20 protein-coding genes are annotated in these 18934 nt (G+C 38.2%); 14 read left to right on the forward strand and 6 right to left on the reverse strand.

All coding sequences use genetic code 11. The features are described from left to right. Positions 1-103 precede the first annotated feature (103 nt). Positions 104-763, forward strand: a complete 660-nt coding sequence (locus ACVBAX_RS03000; protein ID WP_447115822.1) for a ribonuclease H family protein — start codon at positions 104-106, stop codon at positions 761-763. Between the two features lie 15 nt (positions 764-778). Then, positions 779-958, forward strand: coding sequence for a zinc-finger domain-containing protein (locus tag ACVBAX_RS03005; RefSeq protein ID WP_447115823.1), 180 nt, complete (start codon positions 779-781; stop codon positions 956-958). A gap of 46 nt (positions 959-1004) precedes the next feature. Here the strand turns inward: ACVBAX_RS03005 and cspD are convergent, their stop codons facing one another. After that, a complete protein-coding gene (gene cspD / locus ACVBAX_RS03010) occupies positions 1005-1205 on the reverse strand; it encodes a cold-shock protein CspD (protein WP_268337208.1) in 201 nt (66 codons plus the stop codon). Between the two features lie 300 nt (positions 1206-1505). Here cspD and ACVBAX_RS03015 point away from each other — a divergent pair, with 300 nt between their 5' ends. The 11 genes from ACVBAX_RS03015 (at position 1506) to ACVBAX_RS03065 (ending at position 11908) form a co-directional block, all read left to right on the forward strand. After that, on the forward strand, positions 1506-2459 hold the full coding sequence (locus ACVBAX_RS03015; RefSeq protein WP_447115824.1) for an HD-GYP domain-containing protein: 954 nt from the start codon (positions 1506-1508) through the stop codon (positions 2457-2459). Between the two features lie 53 nt (positions 2460-2512). Next, a complete protein-coding gene (locus tag ACVBAX_RS03020; protein WP_430773085.1) occupies positions 2513-2800 on the forward strand; it encodes a hypothetical protein in 288 nt (95 codons plus the stop codon). Between the two features lie 182 nt (positions 2801-2982). Continuing rightward, on the forward strand, positions 2983-4176 hold the full coding sequence (locus ACVBAX_RS03025; protein ID WP_447115825.1) for an amidase: 1194 nt from the start codon (positions 2983-2985) through the stop codon (positions 4174-4176). Next, on the forward strand, positions 4173-5054 hold the full coding sequence (locus ACVBAX_RS03030; RefSeq protein WP_447115826.1) for a fumarylacetoacetate hydrolase family protein: 882 nt from the start codon (positions 4173-4175) through the stop codon (positions 5052-5054). The genes ACVBAX_RS03025 and ACVBAX_RS03030 overlap by 4 nt, the downstream gene beginning before the upstream one ends. Positions 5055-5095: 41 nt before the next feature. Next, positions 5096-6751 carry a gamma-glutamyltransferase gene (gene ggt / locus ACVBAX_RS03035; protein WP_447115827.1) on the forward strand — a complete coding sequence of 552 codons (1656 nt, stop codon included), beginning with the start codon at positions 5096-5098 and terminating at the stop codon, positions 6749-6751. 45 nt (positions 6752-6796) lie between these two features. Continuing rightward, positions 6797-7378, forward strand: a complete 582-nt coding sequence (locus tag ACVBAX_RS03040; protein WP_430773089.1) for a chromate transporter — start codon at positions 6797-6799, stop codon at positions 7376-7378. Further along, a complete protein-coding gene (locus ACVBAX_RS03045) occupies positions 7375-7905 on the forward strand; it encodes a chromate transporter (RefSeq protein WP_447115828.1) in 531 nt (176 codons plus the stop codon). Before ACVBAX_RS03040 ends, ACVBAX_RS03045 begins: the two co-directional genes overlap by 4 nt. 292 nt (positions 7906-8197) lie before the next feature. After that, positions 8198-8980 (forward strand): ABC transporter ATP-binding protein, encoded by a 783-nt coding sequence (locus tag ACVBAX_RS03050; RefSeq protein ID WP_447115829.1) that lies wholly within the window; start codon positions 8198-8200, stop codon positions 8978-8980. 2 nt (positions 8981-8982) lie between these two features. Beyond that, the gene (locus ACVBAX_RS03055) at positions 8983-9843 is read left to right on the forward strand and encodes an ABC transporter permease (RefSeq protein ID WP_447115830.1); all 861 of its coding nucleotides are present in this window, start codon (positions 8983-8985) and stop codon (positions 9841-9843) included. Between the two features lie 27 nt (positions 9844-9870). Further along, complete coding sequence (locus ACVBAX_RS03060) at positions 9871-10881, forward strand: ABC transporter substrate-binding protein (protein ID WP_447115831.1); 1011 nt, start codon at positions 9871-9873, stop codon at positions 10879-10881. 22 nt (positions 10882-10903) lie between these two features. Next, complete coding sequence (locus ACVBAX_RS03065) at positions 10904-11908, forward strand: aromatic ring-hydroxylating dioxygenase subunit alpha (protein ID WP_447115832.1); 1005 nt, start codon at positions 10904-10906, stop codon at positions 11906-11908. A 112-nt stretch (positions 11909-12020) separates the two neighbouring features. On the opposite strand, the gene uraH is transcribed toward ACVBAX_RS03065, so the two are convergent. From uraH to ACVBAX_RS03090, 5 genes are all read right to left on the reverse strand, one after another. Then, positions 12021-12380, reverse strand: coding sequence for a hydroxyisourate hydrolase (gene uraH / locus ACVBAX_RS03070; protein WP_447115833.1), 360 nt, complete (start codon positions 12378-12380; stop codon positions 12021-12023). Then, complete coding sequence (locus tag ACVBAX_RS03075; protein ID WP_447115834.1) at positions 12377-13843, reverse strand: NAD(P)-binding domain-containing protein; 1467 nt, start codon at positions 13841-13843, stop codon at positions 12377-12379. The genes uraH and ACVBAX_RS03075 overlap by 4 nt, the downstream gene beginning before the upstream one ends. Next, a complete protein-coding gene (gene uraD / locus ACVBAX_RS03080; protein ID WP_447115835.1) occupies positions 13840-14352 on the reverse strand; it encodes a 2-oxo-4-hydroxy-4-carboxy-5-ureidoimidazoline decarboxylase in 513 nt (170 codons plus the stop codon). The genes ACVBAX_RS03075 and uraD overlap by 4 nt, the downstream gene beginning before the upstream one ends. An 18-nt stretch (positions 14353-14370) precedes the next feature. Further along, positions 14371-15687, reverse strand: coding sequence for a nucleobase:cation symporter-2 family protein (locus ACVBAX_RS03085; RefSeq protein WP_447115836.1), 1317 nt, complete (start codon positions 15685-15687; stop codon positions 14371-14373). Positions 15688-15874: 187 nt separating this feature from the next. After that, positions 15875-17476: a PucR family transcriptional regulator gene (locus tag ACVBAX_RS03090; protein WP_447115837.1), complete on the reverse strand. Its 1602-nt coding sequence runs from the start codon at positions 17474-17476 to the stop codon at positions 15875-15877. A gap of 202 nt (positions 17477-17678) precedes the next feature. Between ACVBAX_RS03090 and allC the strand changes: the two genes are divergently transcribed. Then, positions 17679-18926, forward strand: a complete 1248-nt coding sequence (gene allC / locus ACVBAX_RS03095; protein WP_447115838.1) for an allantoate deiminase — start codon at positions 17679-17681, stop codon at positions 18924-18926. The last annotated feature ends 8 nt before the right edge of the window (positions 18927-18934 follow it).

The raw sequence follows: 18934 nt of genomic DNA on the forward strand, positions 1-18934 counted from the left end.
AAGCTCTAAAACCAAAATCCCAATCTTTTGTAACTTTTTCTTTAAAAAGGAAAAGATAAAAACATCGAAAAAAGCAGCTATACATGAAGAGAGGATGAAAAGAATGAGATATAAATTAGAGTATAAATATAGGATAAAAAATATTGCCCCAGTAGCTTTAACTTCTAATGATTTTTTGTCAGCTGAGGATGCGATAACCGCTGGTGAAGAGCTTGAGAAAACTGGAAAAGTACTTGATTTAGAATTTCATGATGAGATGGGCTCAACGTGGACCCTTAAGGAAATGAAAAAGTTATCGGAAGAAATTGAGGAGGAACCGCATGATGTAATTGTCTACTTTGACGGTGGACATGACATAAACAGCAATCGGGCAGGTATTGGTGCGGTTATTTATTATAAGCAAGGAAAAAAGAAATTCCGTCTTCGTGCAAATGAAGTAATTGATGAGATGGAGACAAATAATGAAGCGGAATATGCAGCTTTGTACTTTGCTCTTGATCTGTTAGAAGAGCTTGGGGTAACTAAACTTCCTTGTGACATTAAAGGCGATTCACAGGTGGTTCTGAAACAACTAGAGGGAGAATGGCCATGTTACGAGGAAAATTTAAATCGATGGCTTGATCGGATAGAGGCAAAAATAAAAAAACTCGGCTTACTTCCTCGATATGAAGCGATCTCTAGAAAAGATAATAAAGAAAGTGATAAGTTGGCGACTCAAGCTCTAGAAGGTAAGTCTATTCATAGTAAAATGCAGGTTATTTAATAAAAGGTGGGGATTGTGCTGAGTAGGCAACAAATTTTACGAGAAGTAGAGGAATTAATGGGACGATATTGTAAGGAATGTTTCCTACATAAGTATCACAAAGATGAAAAGGGGAGAAGATACGCCCATCGATTTTGTATTACTAGTTGTACGGTTGGGGAGAAAATAAAAGAGGTGGGAAAAAGACTGACCTGAATAAATAAAGGCTGGCAAAAAGCCAGCCTACAAGTAGTATATTGGATTATAGCTTAACTACGTTAGAAGCTTGTGGTCCGCGGTTTCCTTCAACGATTTCAAAAGAAACTTCTTGACCTTCTTCTAATGACTTAAAGCCATCACCTTGGATTGCTGAGAAGTGTACGAATACGTCGTCTCCACCTTCAACTTCGATGAATCCAAAGCCTTTTTCATTGTTAAACCATTTTACTTTACCATTTTGCATATAAACTTTTCCTCCTAAGCCTTTCAAGACACATAAGGTCCCCAAGTATATATTACCATCAAGCCGAACATATTTAACTAAATGTAACAAGTAAGGAAATATATTCTGATTAATGATGCTTCTAATATACACGAAATATATGTGAATAGTCAATAAATTATCGCTAGAATTTCACTCATTTTGAAAGACTTTCCACCTATGAAAATCACCTTTGAAATGGAAAAAATACCTATTCTACTAAAAAGGAATTTGATATGATTTAAGTAGAATCATATCCTTAATAGAAGAAGAGGGATACCAATGGAGAAAGAGCATTTTACGGTGCAAGAGATTGATGATATTCTTGAAAAATTAAAAAATGAGACCAAGGGCCAAATACGATATGGCTACTCAAACAAAGAGGCGATCGAAAATATTACAGAAAAAATCAATCAAGCATCAAAGCAAGTGGAGTTGATTTTTTCCGATATAATGCTAGGTGAAGAATTAAATATAAATACGTTAGAGAAAGAAATCCTTCCTGTCATATCTCAAGCTTCAGAAATCCCTCATATATATTACCTATTTTATGAATTAAACAAAACTGAAGAATATACATTCAAGCATACAATTGGTGTAGGAATTATCTCCTTGATGATTGGTAAATGGTTAAAGCTCTCTGATGATGAACTGAGAGAATTAGCAATCGGAGCGACATTGCATGATATAGGGAAGACAAGGATTGATCCTTATATTTTAAATAAAAAGGGAAAGCTTACAAAGGAAGAATACGAGGAAGTGCAGCTTCATACTAGTTATGGATATGAAATCCTTCGTAAGATTGATCAGTTAAGCGATCGTGTGGCTCTTATTGCGCTTCATCACCATGAACGGGAGGATGGAAGAGGATATCCTAAGGGGCTTGTTGGTAATCAAATTGATTTGTTTTCCAAAATAGTCGCGATAGCTGATATGTTTCACGCGATGCTATCTAGACGTGCTTATCAAGAGCCGTTGCCTTATTATACGGCGCTAAGACAGCTTCAAGATCATGCATTCGGAAAATTAGATGCTAATATTACGCTGTTATTTCTATATAAATTAATGGACAGTATGATCGGTCGAACGGTTATGCTAAGTGACGAAAGTATTGGGAGAATCATAATGGTTGATCGGTATGACCCTCTCCGGACTCTCGTGCAAGTCAATGATCAAATCATTGACCTTAAAATGAATCGTGAGTTAAATATTGAGAAAGTCGTAAACGATGAATAAGGTGTAAGCTCTAGCATATATTTTTATAAGGAAAATTTGAAAAGGGTGAGGACATGTACCGATTTTCCATTGATAAAGAGGATTGGATTTTACGATTCTCTCCCAATATCCAAGTTCCGAAAGACGTTCAGTTAACAATAGTGAATTGGATTATTCAGCTAGGAAATCTTCTCCCATCTTATGCGCATGGCCAGTCCTTTCTTATTAAAAGTGAAGAAGAAGGAATCATTGTTTTTAATGTTGAGAAAGTACCATCACTTATCCTAACCGTATCTAATATAATCCCTAATGAAAAATGTTTTCATCAAAAAGGAAAACTTATTAATCACTGGAAATGGTAAACGGCCACATATGGCCGTTTTTTTCATTTAAGTAGATTACTCTATTTTATTGGTTATTTTGACCAATATTGAATTAATTTTTAGTTAAAATGCCAATGACTTGTAAAATTAATCAAACTATAATAAAAAGAAATGTGATGAAAGCTGACATGGAAAGATACATTTTGAAGGAGGAAAGAGAAATGGATGACAAATGGAATGCGTTTATGAACGACCACCTAAATATTCAACAAACGGAGTCGGGAGCATTAAAAGGGCTTTCCTTCGGTGTAAAGGATGTGTTTGAGATAAAGGATTATCGAAGCAGTGCGGGAAATCCCGATTGGTTTCAGTCTCATCAAGCTTCTAAGCGACATGCACCTGTTATTAATCAACTATTAGAGCAAGGTGCTTGTCTTAAAGGTACGACCCATACGGATGAATTAATGTACAGTTTGAACGGCGAAAACTTTCATTATGGGACACCGATAAATCCAAGATCATCTGATCGTATACCTGGTGGATCTTCAAGTGGGTCAGCTGTCGCGGTTTCTGCTGGGGTAGTGGATTTTGCACTCGGGACTGATACAGGAGGTTCCATTCGTGTGCCTTCATCCTATTGTGGGGTATTTGGGTTCAGACCTACGCATGGATTAGTTGATAGTAAGGGGGTAATCCCGCTTGCTAAAAGCTTTGATACGGTTGGCTGGATGACAAGAGATCCAAATTTATTGCTTACAGTAGGCGAGCTTCTTATAGATAATGGATCGAATGAAAGGGAGGAATTTTCCTCTTTGTTTTTTGAAAATGAAGCATGGTCATATGTTGATAACCAAACTAAAGATAGTTATTTGCAAAATATTGAGGTGTTAAAAGAAAACTATATGACTCAAAATGTGAACATCGCAAAGGACGGACTTTCAAAGTGGGCAGAATTATTTAGGAATATCCAAGGCATTGAGGTTTGGAATGAACATGGGGATTGGATAAACCGCGTGAAGCCTGCATTTGGTCCAGGGATTGCTGAACGCTTCCAATGGGCAAGTACGCTTGATAATGAGTGCTTAAATGAATATGAAGAGGAAAGGGAGCTACTAAAGGATCAACTGTCTGCCTTGTTAAATAGTAATGGTCTTTTAGTAATACCTACTACCCCAGGGGAAGCGCCCATGCGAAATTTAACGGTTAAAGAAATGGAACAATATCGTTCGAAAACAATGCAGCTAACATGTATAGCGGGACTATCGGGGTTTCCTCAAGTGACGATTCCTTTAATAAAAGAGAATGGAATTCCGGTTGGATTATCTTTCATCGCCAATCATCATTCAGATTTGAAATTATTGCGTTGGGTACAACAACTAACAAATAAATTAGCGGTAATAGGTGATACTCCATGAAATTAGCAACTATTAAATATATGAATCAGGAAGAAGCCGCCATTATACATGGTGGAGACGCGATATTGATAACGGAATTGAATAAAATTGAAGGTGCAAATTGGGAAACTTCTATAGTGGATTTGTTACAAGCGAATCAGCTAGAAGAGCTGAAAACTTGGTATCAAAATATAGGTGCCGAGAGGCTGAATATTTTTCCGAAAATTAAAACACAAGACTTTACATATACGGCACTATATAGAAAACCGAAGAAAATACTTGGAGTAGGATTGAACTACATTGAAAAGGCAAGAGAATTGTCTTATACACCAACTGAAACAGAACCAGTAAGTTTTATGAAACCAGATTCCTGTCTTGTTGGGCCAATGGAAACGATACGATTACCTGCTTATTCTCATACTGTGACGGCGGAAGGGGAGCTGGGGATTATTATTGGTAAAGTGTGTCGGAATATAGAGGAAGACGAGGTGCCGGGTGTAGTCGCAGGATTCACGGCAACTTTAGATATGACCGCCAAAGATCTTCATGCACGCAATCCTCGCTTTTTACAAATCTCAAAAATATTTGATACCTTTTTTAGCTTCGGTCCACAACTCATCACTATAGATGAAGCTACTAATTTAGATGATATAGCCGTTCAAACAGTTTTAAATGGAGAGATAATTCACTCGAATGAGGTCACAAATATGCTGTTTAGTCCTTGGTCTATCGTCTCGTTTTTTTCGAAAATAGTCACTTTAACTCCAGGGGATATTATCATGACGGGGACTCCGGGATCTGTTGTTTTGAATGAAAATGATATTGTAGAATGCCGGATAAATGGGTTTGTGCCTTTACAAAATCCCGTTAAAGCGGAAGAGACAACAAAAATTTATTAGTATTCTAGCAATTAAATGAATTTGTTTGGAGGGGTTTTCTGATGTATCGATCTTTACATTCTTCCTATCGACCGACCACTATGGCACCGAATGGTATGATTACCACTCCTCACTATTTAGCCTCACAAGCAGGTATGAAAGTGCTGCAGGAGGGAGGAAACGCTATAGAAGCCGCCATTGCAGCTGCGTCCACCATTGGAGTTGTATATCCGCATATGAATGGTATAGGTGGTGATAATTTTTGGTTAATATACAATTCCCACAACAAGGAACTGAAAGCGTTAAATAGCAGTGGTCGTTCTGGTGAACTTGCTACGATTGATTTTTACAAGAAGCAAGGAGTAGAAAGAATTCCACCCAGGGGTGCTCTAGCTGCCAATACAATTCCGGGTGCTGTTGCAGGCTGGGAAAAGGCTTTTCAGTATTCCGTCGAAAATATGAGGGGAAGTTTTCACTGGAAAGAGTTGCTTCATTCTGCTATTGGCTATGCTAAAGACGGGTATCCAGTAACCCCTAGTCAGGAATATTGGACCCGTGTAAATCTTGATGAAACCGACAATCAGTTAAGACATTTACAGAAGTACTCTGAATTTAAAAAGATATTTACAAAGTCAAGTGGTCTTTCCTATTGCGCAGGAGATGTAATGAAGCAATCAGATTTAGCAACCACATTAGAGGGGATAGCTGAAGAAGGGAGCGAATTGTTTTATAAGGGGGTGTTGGCCAAGAATATCGCGAGAGACCTTAACGCTAATGGGGGAATATTAACTGCGGACGATTTTGCTTCTCATCATTCTGATTGGGTTGATCCTATTTCGGTAGATTATCGAGGACACACTGTTTATAATCTACCACCTAATACACAAGGTTTTGCTTCGTTGTCCATATTGAATATACTAAACCAATTTGACGTACCATCTTTGACAGAGGGGTCATCCGATTATTACCACTTGCTAATTGAAGCTACTAAACTAGCTTTTGAGGATCGCGATCGTTATCTAACAGATCCTGACTTCTCCTATATCCCTCTAGAGGAGATACTTTCCTCAAAACGAGGAGAAGAACTAGCTCGTAAGATTTCATTTAATAAATGTAATCAATTAGAGAAGAAGTTGGATCCAAAGGGAGATACAGTTTGGCTTGGTGTAGTTGACTGCTACGGAAATTCTGTTTCGCTTATACAAAGCATTTATCATGAGTACGGTTCAGGTTTTATCCCTAAGAATACTGGTATTGTCCTACAAAATCGAGGAAGCTTCTTTTCTCTATATGAGAATGATGTCAATTGCCTTCAACCAAAAAAGAGAACCTACCATACTCTCAATCCTGCGATGCTGTTTAAAGGAGGGGCACCATACTTGGTGTACGGGACGATGGGAGGAGAAGGACAACCACAAACGCAGGCTGCATTAGTCACAAGGATAATAGATTATCACTATCCCGTCCAAGCTGCCATTGAAGCCCCAAGATGGTTATACGGTCGTACGTGGGGAGCTGAATCCAACAGTGTAAAAGTAGAAGGAAGAATTTCTAGTGTTATCAGTAGTGAGCTAAAAGAAAAAGGGCATGAGATTGAGAGTGTATCAGAATTTAGTGATATTATGGGTCATGCAGGTGCGATATTAATCAATCCGGATAGCAAGATCATGTATGGTGGTGCAGATCCGCGTGGTGATGGTGCGGCACTTGGTTACTAGCGGACGGATGTACGCACCGACAATAGAAAGTAGGTGTTCTTTTAGATGAGACTGCAATGGGAAATTTTTGTCGCGTTTTTTAGGTCCGGAATGTTAGGGTTTGGTGGTGGTCCCTCTACGATCCCGCTTGTACATAAAGAGGTAGTAGGGACCTTTAAATGGATGGATGATCAGGAGTTTAGTGATATATTGGCGTTAGGAAATACTTTACCTGGACCGATAGCAACAAAGATGGCTGGGTATATTGGATACCGAGTAGGTGGAATCAGGGGTATGCTAAATGCTGTAATTGCTACTGTCCTACCAACCATTCTTTTAATGTTACTTATATTAACTTCGTTTAATAAAGTTAAGGATCATCCTAGGGTTGAAGGGATGACTAATGGAGTCGTCCCAATTGTTGGAGTCATGATGGCTACGCTAACTTGGGATTTTATCAAAAAAACAAAACAAGGCTTTGGTTGGAAGAGGGGAGTCTTTCTATTATTAGGTAGCTTTATCGTGATGGAAATAATAAATGTGCATCCAGGAATTGTTATTGGAGGGTTATTAGTAATAGCAGTTACCATGTCTGATAAGAAAGAAAAAATAGAAATACAAGTAAAAGGAAATAGTGAGAGCCTATGATCTATATACAGATTTTTATTGCATTTTTCATTCCTGGTATTATCGGATATGGAGGTGGACCAGCATCCATTCCCTTAATTGAACATGAAGTGGTTAGTCGTTATGGTTGGATGACGACAAGTGAATTTAGTGAAGTATTAGCGCTTGGGAATGCGTTACCTGGACCGATAGCTACCAAAATGGCAGGTTATATTGGCTATGAGGTAGGGGGAGTGCTTGGTGCGGTCACTGGTGTGCTCGCTACGATTACCCCTTCGTTATTTATTATGATTGTCTTACTAAGGTTACTATTCAAGTACAAAGATTCGCCGAAAGTGAAAAGATTATCAAAGATTGTCCTGCCAGCAGTAGCTGTTTTGATGGCAAGTCTTACTTTTGATTTTTTCCAAACCTCCTACTTTTCAAATGGTTTATGGTCAACTTTTATAATCGCTATTGTGAGTTTTTTGCTCATCGAAAAGTGGAAGCTGCACCCTGCATTTGTAATAGTCGGAGGTTTAGTGGTCGGCGCGATTTTCTTAAGTTAATAGATAGAAACAAGTATCTAGGCCCAGTGAGTATTCACTGGGCTTTACTATTGTCATTTAATCTCCCTTCGCTTTTAACTATGATTTGAAGCTTTGGTTAAAGTGACTAAAAAGAAATGATAAGTTTGTAAGTGTTAACTAATGTCAAATTAGTCTGAAAATTATATAATGGGTTTATGTTACATTACATGTTATGTTTTGTTACATATTGAGTTTTGTAAGAAATGTAAATGTTAAATAGTGTTACATATTCAAATAAGTTGAGTTTTAGTAAGTAAAAGGAGGAGTTGTAATGGGGGCCATACAAAAAGAGGTAGTATCTTTTAAAGGTGTGGATAAAATCTACAACACGGGTACGGTTGCGTTAAGTCAATTGGACTTGTCTATTCAAGAGGGAGAATTTATTAGTTTCCTAGGCCCTTCAGGCTGCGGGAAGTCAACAGCTTTGAGAATGGTTGCAGGTTTAGGTGAAGCGACTAAAGGTAAGGTAGAGGTGTTCGGACAAAACCCGAAGGATTTGATTCGCGATTCAAATGATATTGCTTACGTATTCCAGGATTCGAATTTATTACCGTGGAGAACAGTCCTTGATAATGTGGTGCTCCCTCTAGAATTAAGAGGATCGAATAAAAATACAAGAAAAGAAATAGCTTTGAGAGTTCTAGAGATGGTTGGATTGAAAGACTATTTAAAGTCCTATCCAAGACAGCTTTCGGGTGGGATGAAAATGAGGGTCTCAATCGCGCGTGCTCTAGCTGCAAAACCGAAGTTGCTTTTAATGGATGAACCGTTTGCAGCATTGGACGAAATGACAAGGCAATCCCTGCAAATGGATTTATTAAATATATGGCAAAAAGAACATACGACTATTTTATTTGTTACTCATAATGTATACGAAGCGGTATATCTATCTTCAAAAATTGCAGTTATGTCAGCGCGTCCTGGAAGATTGGCTTCCCTAATAGATGTGAATCTCCCTTATCCAAGAGACAGGGTAAATAGGGCATTTACGGAGTATGTGGATTTAGCTTCTCAAAGCCTTGAGTATAGCTTGAATCGAAAGGAGTTGGTGTAAGAATGACCAGTCAAACAGCAACGACGAATCGTAGTAAATTGGTAGTTGATTCGAGCATAACGGATAAAAAGAAGGCACGGCGAAAGGTGAAGGGAACGATCATTGGGCCAATCATTGCTTTGGTAATCTTCCTGTCTTTATGGCAGTCAATTCCAATCGTCTTTGAAATCAAACCATTTATTCTCCCGAAACCGACAGATGTTTTACAAGCGGCAATTGATGACTGGCACCTTCTGTGGCCGGCTATTCAGATAACAGTTACAGAATCGATCATTGGGTTCGTCTTTAGTGCGATTGTAGGAATCGGAATCTCGATTTTGTTAGCGAGTTCTAGAATATTAGAGGTAAGTCTTTATCCATATGCGGTTATATTACAGACAATCCCGGTTGTGGCGATTGCTCCGATTATTGTTATTTGGTTTGGATCTGGATTTAATTCGATCGTGATTATTTCATTTTTAATTGGATTTTTTCCAGTTGTATCCAACACATTGATGGGTTTGAATTCAGTTGATAAAAATATGGGTGATTTATTTACACTATATAATGCTTCGAAATGGCAAACAATGTGGAAACTTCGGATTCCAGCGGCTATGCCATATATGATGTCTGGATTGAAAATTTCGTGTACGTTGGCGATAGTTGGTGCGATAACAGGGGAGTTTATTGCTGGAATTGGTGGAGGTAGAGGGGGCTTAGGTTATGCCATCACTGTAGCTGCTGTTCAATTAAAAACACCTTATTTATTTGCATGTGCCATTGCTGGTGCGATATTTGGAATTGGTTTTTACCTTCTAGTAAGCTTGGTTTCGAAGTTCATGCTTAAATCATGGCACGAGTCTGCAATGAAGGTTGAAAAATAAAGAAAAAGAGATAAGGGGAGAAGTCAAATGGAAGTGTTAATGAGAGTGAAGTATCTTTTAGTGGGAATGGTCTTAGTTTTAGTATTAGCTGCTTGTGGTAACGCAGAGTCAAGTAGCTCTACAACTGAGGGGAGTGAGTCTACTGAAGAGAAAGTAAAAGATGTTAAGGTGGTACTAAACTGGTTTGCGAAAGCTCAACACGGAGGAGTGTACGCCGCTCGAGAGAATGGCTTGTTTGAAGAAAGTGGATTAAATGTGACGATTGAGCCTGGTGGACCTCAGGTTTCTTCTATTAATATGGTCGCTTCAGGAAAAGCTGAATTTGGTTTAGCTCATGCAGATCAAATAGTGAATGCAAGAAATGAAGGTATTGAACTGGTTGCTGTAGCATCTGCTATGCAAGGGAGTCCGCAAGCGTTTATGTTTCACAAAGGAAAGGGGATTGAAGATTTTGATGAATTAAATGGAAGAAAGGTATTTGTTCAGCCTGGGATTGTTTATTGGGAGTATTTAAAGACGCAATACGACTTGAGTCAAGTGGAGGAATTAGCGCATACAGGTCAACATGGAAATTTTATATCTGATGAAAATTCTGTGACCCAATCATATGTAACTTCTGAACCATATTTTATGAAATTAGATGGTATAGAAGTAGAAACGAAGTTAATTTCCGATGCAGGTTATGACCCTTACAATATTGTGTTATATGTAACAAAGGAATATTTAGAGGAAAATAAAGAAACGGTTAAAGCATTTACGACTGCGTTTGTTGAGGGGTGGAATCTTTACAAAGATTCTTACGAGGATATTAACAAAGTCATTCAAGAAGATAACCCAGATATTGAGTTGGAATCATTGAAGTTTGAAGCAGAGGCTCAAAGCGAATTTGTTTATGGCGGGGATGCGGCAGAACATGGAGTAGGTTATATGACAGAAGAGCGTTGGGCGACTTTGATTAATCAGTTGAACGAATTGAAAATTTTAGAAGAGACGTTTGATGCGAAGGAAATTTTTACAACTGAGTTTTTATCTGAGTAAAAATATAAAGGAGGGGGTTTATGTGACACTTGTTGTAGAAGGTAGATTACAAGATGCGGTGTTAGAAAATGAATGGCACCCTGTCTATGTTTCTAGCGATTTAGCTGATAAGCCGGTTGGAGTTATTGTCATGGGAGAAAGAGTGTCGATCTACCGGTCAAAAAAAGGTGTACACGCCTTTAGGGATCTGTGTATTCATAGAGGAGCGATGCTTTCTGAGGGATATGTTGTAGATGATTGTATTGTTTGTCCCTATCATGGTTGGAAATATGATGACGCAGGTAAATGTGTAAGTATTCCTGCACAAAGTAAGGAAATGAAGATACCGGAAAGAGCTAAAGCGGAAGTGTATCATTGTCAAGAAAAGTATGGAATTATCTGGGTTTGTTTAGGCGAACCTACAATGGAACTACCTTACTTAGAAGAGTTTGAAGACCCTGCGCGTAAGCCGTTAGTGTGTGGTCCTTATGATGTTAAAGCAGCTGGGACGAGGGTGGTTGAAAACTTTACGGATTTTGCTCATTTGATGTATGTTCATGGCGGATTATTGGGACATCCTGATTATGCGGAGCTTCCTGATTTTTCGATTACAAAAGAAAAAGATCGGATTTTCACCTCTGAAGTACCTATATTTCAGCCGGTAGCGCACTCTGGATCAGAGGCTCGCGAGGGAACAACTTACGTGTATGTAAAAGAAGTATTTCGACCAATGTCTGCTCGGTTATCTAAACGAGATGCTGACACGGGACAAACTCTTTGGATTTTGCTTACGGTACTACCGTTAAGTGAAAAGGAATGTAAGGTATATATGGTAGTATCCAGAAACTACGGCTTTGAAGTATCGGATGAAGACTTTATTAAATTCCAGGACACTGTATTTCAACAGGATGCTTGGATCATCGAAACCCAAAAACCAGAATTACTACCATTAGATTTACAAGCAGAACTGAACCACAAAGTTGACGTCCTATCTGTAGCCTACCGGAGATGGCTAAAGGAACTGGGAGTTACAATAGGTACAGTATAATAGAAATAAAGTCCCTGAGTAGTAAAACTACTCGGGGATATTTATTTGAGTGGAAATCTATCTTTTTTAGTAAAAGAAATCACCTGCTATTTTAGTAGGTGATTAGTGGTATTTAACTTCCTCTATAAACTTGGTAACCCCAGGGAGAAACGAGTAGTGGAACATGATAATGTGTTGTTGTGTCAACGATGTTGAAGCGAACAGGTATTTTATCTAAAAATGGCGGGTTGGGTAAATCAAGGTTCATGTTGTGAAAATAACTCCCGATGTGAAAAACTAACTCATAACAACCGGTTTTTAATTCTTTCTTAGATACGAAGGGAGAATCAAGTCTCCCATCATCATTTGTTACAGCGGTTTTTAGAAGGGTCCATTCTGTAGAACTTTCTTTTTGAAAATACAGTTCAATGGTTACGTTGTTGGCTGGTTGGCCGTGAGATAAATCTAAAATATGTGTAGTTAGACCTGTCATTGTTTCTCCTTTTCTGTTTCTGTGTGTTTTGTGGATACAACTAATTCTTTTTCTTTGTCCCATTCTCCTGTAAATTCTACTTCTTTATAGCTAAAGAAATTTGTAAGTATTTCTTCTTGATCGTCTAAAAAAAGTTGGTCGGCTACACCCGAAACGAGCTTGGGGATCCCGATTTTCATTCCGGAAAGTGCAGAGGCGGAAATTCCGCAACTAATTAATGCGGAATAATTAAAAGCGAATATTCCGTGTAATAATTTTTTTCCCTTTTCATCACGGCTTAAGAATGCGAAACCAGGACTTAAATAAGGGTGTGCGTCGAGGATTGGGTTCGCTTCCGCCTCTGTAGGTTGGTAGCGATCTTCCCATCTGGCAATATGCTTTTCAACCAGTTTTAATTCTGGACGAAAAGCTGGGTCGGTTAGTAGACCGGTGCTAATAATTAAAAAATCAAAATGGAAAATCCCGTTGGGAGTTGTGATTTTTGCTCCGTCGTTACTTGGCTCGACATGAATCCATGGAGAGCCAAGATGGAGATTAAAGCCAGGCCAGGATGATGCGCGAGCAAATGTATCGTTCGTTGGTGGTTGGTTATGTTTAAAAAAGTGAGAAATGATTTTATATTTATTTGAATCTGTTAAAGAGTGGAAGCGTTCAATCATGCCTGATGTTTCCATTTGGCGAATCGGGTTAATTCTTGGAAGTTCCTTTCTCCGAACGAATACATGTGCTTCGGCTACGCCTTCTGTAAGAGCGAAGTTAGCATTATCAAAGGCTGAGGCACCGCCACCTAAAATGGCAACTTTCTTCCCTTTTAAACTTTCAAAATCGATAGGCTCTGATGTATGCGCGTAAAGATGCTTAGGTAGATTATCAGAAATCATTGATGGAACATGCCATTCTCCGCCGCCTTGTATGCCTGTGGCGAGGATCACTTTTCGAGTTAATATTTTGTTCGTAGACGCCCCTTTTCCTTCGATATGAAGCTGATGTATTCCTTCTTGGGAAGGTTCGATTAATGTAAGTTTAACTTCGTTGATGACAGGCAGTTGTAGTACTTGACGGTACCATCGTAAATAATTCATCCAATCTCCTCTAGGGATTTTGTCGATATTGTCCCAGCTTTTTGGTCCGAATTGTGCTTCCCACCAAGAGCGGAACGTGAGGGAGGGAATGCCTAGGTCAACAGAGGTTAATTGCTTAGGTGTTCTCAATGTTACCATGCGAGCATATGTTTCCCATGGACCTTCGAAGCCTTCGGGATTTTCGTCTAAAACAAGAATGTTAGCTACCCGCTCTTTTAATAATGCAAAGGCGGAGCCTAAACCGCTTTGGCCGCCGCCCACAATGACGACATCGTAAACATGTCCATCGGGATGACTATGGGGGTGGACCCAATTAGTGCCACCGAAATTGAGATAAGAGAGATCTCTTTTTACTTGAAGATTTAAAGTTTCTAAACTCATAATATATCATCCTTTCCTTTAATGATCTCTTCTAAGCGAAGAAGGGCGATTTTGTATATTTCAGTCAAAGCTGTTTCAAACTCAGTCTCTTTGCCAGAAGAAATTCGTGTTTTCATCGATTCGTATATTTCATGTTTGTTCTTTCCGCGAACGGCTAAAATGAATGGAAAACCAAACTTCTCCATGTACTCTTGATTGGTTTGGAGGAATTGCTCGTACTCATCGTTGGTAAGATTCTGTAATCCAGCACCTTTTTGTTCTTCGGTGGAATGATTTGTCATTGCGATTCGTTCACCTAAATTAGGGTGGGCTTTGATTAGCGTTAATTGCTGCTCAGGGGAAGCGCGTTTGACTACATCTACCATACATCGGTGTAAATGATGTAAAGAAGGAAATGGTTTTTCGCTGAAAGCTTTATGGGCAATCCAGGGAGAGTGTTCGAAAATTCCATTCATTATGTTCATAAATTCATCTAGATTTGTATCGTTTATTTGGCTAATTGTGTACATTAGGTTCTCTTCCTTTCTTTATATGCTTTTTATTTTTGGAGTTACTGTTGCTTTTGTTGTGGTCTTAATAGAGCTTAATGGGCGTGTGGTAAAGATAATATTTAATAGAATGGCGGAGAGGCTTCCTGCAATAATTCCATCGCCGACTACTATTCGGAGTGCTTCTGGTAAAACGGCGAATAGTTCAGGTACAACAGTAGCCCCTAGTCCTAAGGAAATAGAACAGGCTACTATTAACTGATTGCTATGATCGGAAAAGTTTACGTTTGTTAATATCTTTATGCCAGATGATACGACCATTCCGAACATGATAACCGTTGCTCCTCCTAGAACTGAGGTAGGGATAATCGTGGCTAATGCTGCTATTTTAGGAATCAGCCCTAATGCCACTAAAATAAATCCTGCTGCAATTGTAATGGTGTTTTTCTTTATGCCAGATAATTGAACCAATCCTACATTTTGTGCGAATGTGCTATATGGGAAAGCGTTAAAAAGCCCTCCTAAAGTAAAAGCGATACCTTCTGTACGGTATCCGCGAATCAAATCGTTTTCAGATAATTCTTTATTAGTGATTTTACCTAAAGCGAGAAATGCTCCAGTTGATTCAACGAGAATAACAGTACCTACTAAGATCATCGTTAAGATGGGGAGGACTTCGAAGGTTGGAACACCAAAGTACATAGGTGTTGGGATATGAAACCAGGAAGCTTCTTTTAGGGCGCCTATGTTCACCATTCCTAAAAATGCTGCCACAATGGTTCCGGTTATTATGCCTATTAAAACTGAGATAGCTCGTAAAAATCCGGTGAAGAAGCGATTCATTACTAAGATGATGGTTAGTACTAAGAATGAAAGAAGTAGATTTTCTGTAGAACCAAATTCAGGATTGGCAGCTCCTCCTCCCATGTTTTTTATTCCAGTGGGAATTAGAGATAATCCGATTATGATAACAACCGTTCCTGTGACAACAGGAGGGAAAAGTTTGATTAGTTTTCCATATAAAGAAGCAAAAACTAAGATGAATAAACCAGCAGCTATAATTGAACCGTAGATAGCTGAAATACCATAATTCGTACCGATAGTAATCATAGGAGAAACAGCTACAAATGATGTTCCTAAAACAACTGGTAGACCGATTCCGATGTATTTATTGTTCATGGATTGCAATACAGTTGCGATTCCGCAGGTGAGTAGGTCAATCGCGATTAGGAAGGAGAGTTGCTGTTGGGTAAATCCTAAAGCGCCTCCTACGATTAAGGGAACGAGTATAGCTCCAGCGTACATAGCAAGCACGTGCTGTAACCCTAAAGAAAACACTTTTGATAGTCCGGTCATGGTTAATTCTTCCTTTCTGTTATGTATGTAATATAATATAACATGATTTGTTACGAATAGTTACATCATAATCAATATTTCGTTAACTGTCATTGTTTAAAATGACTAAAAATTCAGTTAAACTCTATTCAACTTATATAAAAGATAAAAACTCAAGCTTTTGCTTGAGTTTTGTTATGTAGGAACTTTAATTTTGTAACAAGGCCCTAATCCGTAAAGCTAGCCTTATTTGTAGGGTTGTTTCTGAATCCTTTAGGCTTTTTCCTAAAATTTCTTCGCATTTTTCAATACGGTAAACCACCGTATTTCTATGGATAAATAATCTTTTCGCCGTTTCAGAAATTTGGCAGTGTGTCTCTAAGTAAACAGACAATGTATCTAGTAAAGTTTGTTCTTCTTCTATTTTAATATCTGTAAATTTACTTAAAGCGAAAGAATAAAAGTTTCTTAAATCTTCTTGAGGTACCATGCGTAACAATTCAGAGATATCTTTTGCTTGAAATGTTTGGATATATCCAATCTGCTTTGAAAATTTTCCTTGTGATAGTGCGTCTAGGGCATCTTTGTAGGCGTTCTTAACATCCATAAATGTGTGGCATAAATTGCTGATTCCGAATGAAATGGTATTTTCATAGTATTTAAATATTCTTTCCTGAAGTTGAACCAAAATAGACTCGCAGTACATACTAGGGTGCAACACATTTTCATCTGATTCAAATAGGAGAATACAAGATTCACCCTTTGTGAAAAAATGAATTTTAGGGGTCGTTGCAGACACTTCGCCTTCAATAAAATCATAAATTACATCTGCTTTTTCATGACGCTCGGCATAGGAAGGTTGGAATTTATCACCATCGATTTTACCTATTACACAGATATACTTTTGATCATTTTTTAATGAGAATTCAGATGCTCTGCCAATAATTTCTTCCTGTGATGAAAAAGTTCCGTCAATAAAGTGAATGAAAAAATCGTTACGAATGCTCCGATCTTGTTGTCTAAGGGCGCTTTCTTTCATAAGAGAAAATGAAATCACATTTGTTGCTTGTTCAATTGTTAATGAAGTTAACTGATCTGTTTTTTTTACCTCCCCGTTAATCATCAGGTACCCTTTTTTTCTTTCACTAATATGGATGGGAAATAAAGTATATGTCTCTCTTGTGTCAGAAATAGAAAAAGAAATCGGTGAGATTGGAGACTTAGGAAGTGTAATCTCATCTGGAAATATAGGGAATGTGCTTTCTGGTGTTTGTTGGAAAATGGGCTTAAAATACTGATCAATCAATCGGACCGGTCGTTGGATCATCTGTGATAAATCTTGAAGTAACAGTCCTATTCCTTTGCCTTCCATAATGATTTTTGTGAACTGCTTATGTGTTTCGAGTGCAAATGTTAATTCGGATGCACGTTGATCAAGAATGGCGCGTAATGAATGGTTCACGATTTCACCTAATGATAAATGTAACGGAAGTTCAATAACAGGTAATGAAAGTTCGTTTGCTAGTTCAATTACTTCATCTGGAATTTTATTTAAAAATCGTTTTGTTTTAATTCCTAATCCGGCACAGCCTTGTGTAGCCATGGCTTCAACTAAATTGGTTAGAGTTTGAGGGTGATCTTTAAAATGGTAGGCGGTTGTGACAAGGAATTCATTTTTATTTAAGTAATGAATGATATCAGGAGCATCCATCATGTTAACAGACTTTACTTCACGTTCCATTCCTGATTGTCCGGCAATCATATTCATTCCTTCTAAATCCGGCACAGTTAAGAGTTGGTTTACTTTCAATAGGAACATTCCTTTCGTTTATTATGCAGAAAATTTAGTATTTTTTGTTTAATATTATCATGATTTAGTCAAATTGCATAAAAAACTATCGAATATTTTACAAAAACGCTAATGAAGTTCACTGGGAAAATAGGTAAACTAATAATATAACGTGACGATGTTAAGAAAAATAACATGTATTTATTTATAGGGAGTGAAGGGGATGGCCATTCAGGTTAATAAACAATTAATCGAAGAAGGACAAGTGGGAGCAGTCATTGAATGGCTTGCTTCAATAGGAGAAACAGAAAGTGGGGGTGTAACAAGACTTCTGTATTCACCAGCTTGGCTAGAGGCACAGGTAGCATTAAAAAATATGATGGATCAAACGAAGTTATATACGTATTTTGATAGCGTGGGAAATTTATTTGGTAGATTACCAGGTACAGATGGAAATGAAAAGACGATTCTGACAGGCTCTCATATTGATACGGTAGTAGACGGTGGAAAGTACGATGGTTCATACGGTATTATTGCAAGCTTATTAGCTACGGTAAGGCTGTTTCATAGATATGGATACCCGAAAAAAACGATAGAAGTGGTTTCTTTATGTGAGGAAGAGGGAAGTCGTTTTCCATTAACTTTTTGGGGGTCAAGGAATATTAGTGGTGCTTACAACCTTTCTCGAGTGGAGAATGTTAGGGATGGAGAGGGTATTTTGTTTTTCGAAGCAATGAAGCAAGCAGGCTTTGATCCAACGTCATACGTTTCACCGGTTCGTACAGATATAGATAGATTTGTAGAAATCCATATAGAGCAAGGAATGACTCTTGAACGAAATAAAAACCAAATCGGTATTGTTACTCATATCGTAGGTCAGCGCCGTTATACCATTCGAATTAAGGGTGAAAGTAATCATGCCGGAACAACCCCTATGCAGTTTCGAAAAGATGCCGTAAGCACTGCTTCACATCTAATCTCTTTCTTAACTGAGAAAGCAAAGAATACAGATGCTATGTTAGTTGCTACAGTTGGAAGATTAAACGTAAAGCCGAATGTACCCAATGTAGTAGCTGGTGAGGTAGAATTTAGTTTAGATATTCGGCATCATCAGGAAGAAATTATTGAGCAATATTGTCAAAAAATTTTTACAGAGTTTAAGCGTTTCTCTGGTGTATCAAATATAGAAGTGGACATTGTGCAATGGATGGACGTGAAGCCTGTAAAGATGGATGAAGAAATGTGTGAGTGGGCAAGTGAGATTGCAGATAGAAAACGATACCGCTATCAAAAAATGATAAGCGGGGCTGGGCATGACGCTCAAGTTTTTGGTGGAACTTGCCCGACTACCTTATTGTTTGTACCTAGCCGTGCTGGAATTAGTCATTCACCAAAGGAATTTACGGATTTGGAAGATTTGGAGACAGGAATTGAGTTATTAACAGAAGTTTTATATAAATTAGCTTATTAAAGGAGTGA

It is taken from the genome of Robertmurraya sp. GLU-23 (assembly GCF_052983275.1).

Coding starts and splice junctions, on each gene's coding strand:
- ACVBAX_RS03055 (WP_447115830.1), top strand. CDS start 8,983: ATGACCAGTCAAACAGCAACGACGAATCGTAGTAAATTGGTAGTTGAT.
- ACVBAX_RS03025 (WP_447115825.1), top strand. CDS start 2,983: ATGGATGACAAATGGAATGCGTTTATGAACGACCACCTAAATATTCAA.
- ACVBAX_RS03040 (WP_430773089.1), top strand. CDS start 6,797: ATGAGACTGCAATGGGAAATTTTTGTCGCGTTTTTTAGGTCCGGAATG.
- ACVBAX_RS03015 (WP_447115824.1), top strand. CDS start 1,506: ATGGAGAAAGAGCATTTTACGGTGCAAGAGATTGATGATATTCTTGAA.
- ACVBAX_RS03030 (WP_447115826.1), top strand. CDS start 4,173: ATGAAATTAGCAACTATTAAATATATGAATCAGGAAGAAGCCGCCATT.
- ACVBAX_RS03060 (WP_447115831.1), top strand. CDS start 9,871: ATGGAAGTGTTAATGAGAGTGAAGTATCTTTTAGTGGGAATGGTCTTA.
- uraD (WP_447115835.1), bottom strand. CDS start 14,352: ATGTACACAATTAGCCAAATAAACGATACAAATCTAGATGAATTTATG.
- allC (WP_447115838.1), top strand. CDS start 17,679: ATGGCCATTCAGGTTAATAAACAATTAATCGAAGAAGGACAAGTGGGA.
- ggt (WP_447115827.1), top strand. CDS start 5,096: ATGTATCGATCTTTACATTCTTCCTATCGACCGACCACTATGGCACCG.
- ACVBAX_RS03000 (WP_447115822.1), top strand. CDS start 104: ATGAGATATAAATTAGAGTATAAATATAGGATAAAAAATATTGCCCCA.
- cspD (WP_268337208.1), bottom strand. CDS start 1,205: ATGCAAAATGGTAAAGTAAAATGGTTTAACAATGAAAAAGGCTTTGGA.
- ACVBAX_RS03075 (WP_447115834.1), bottom strand. CDS start 13,843: ATGAGTTTAGAAACTTTAAATCTTCAAGTAAAAAGAGATCTCTCTTAT.
- ACVBAX_RS03020 (WP_430773085.1), top strand. CDS start 2,513: ATGTACCGATTTTCCATTGATAAAGAGGATTGGATTTTACGATTCTCT.
- uraH (WP_447115833.1), bottom strand. CDS start 12,380: ATGACAGGTCTAACTACACATATTTTAGATTTATCTCACGGCCAACCA.
- ACVBAX_RS03085 (WP_447115836.1), bottom strand. CDS start 15,687: ATGACCGGACTATCAAAAGTGTTTTCTTTAGGGTTACAGCACGTGCTT.
- ACVBAX_RS03050 (WP_447115829.1), top strand. CDS start 8,198: ATGGGGGCCATACAAAAAGAGGTAGTATCTTTTAAAGGTGTGGATAAA.
- ACVBAX_RS03045 (WP_447115828.1), top strand. CDS start 7,375: ATGATCTATATACAGATTTTTATTGCATTTTTCATTCCTGGTATTATC.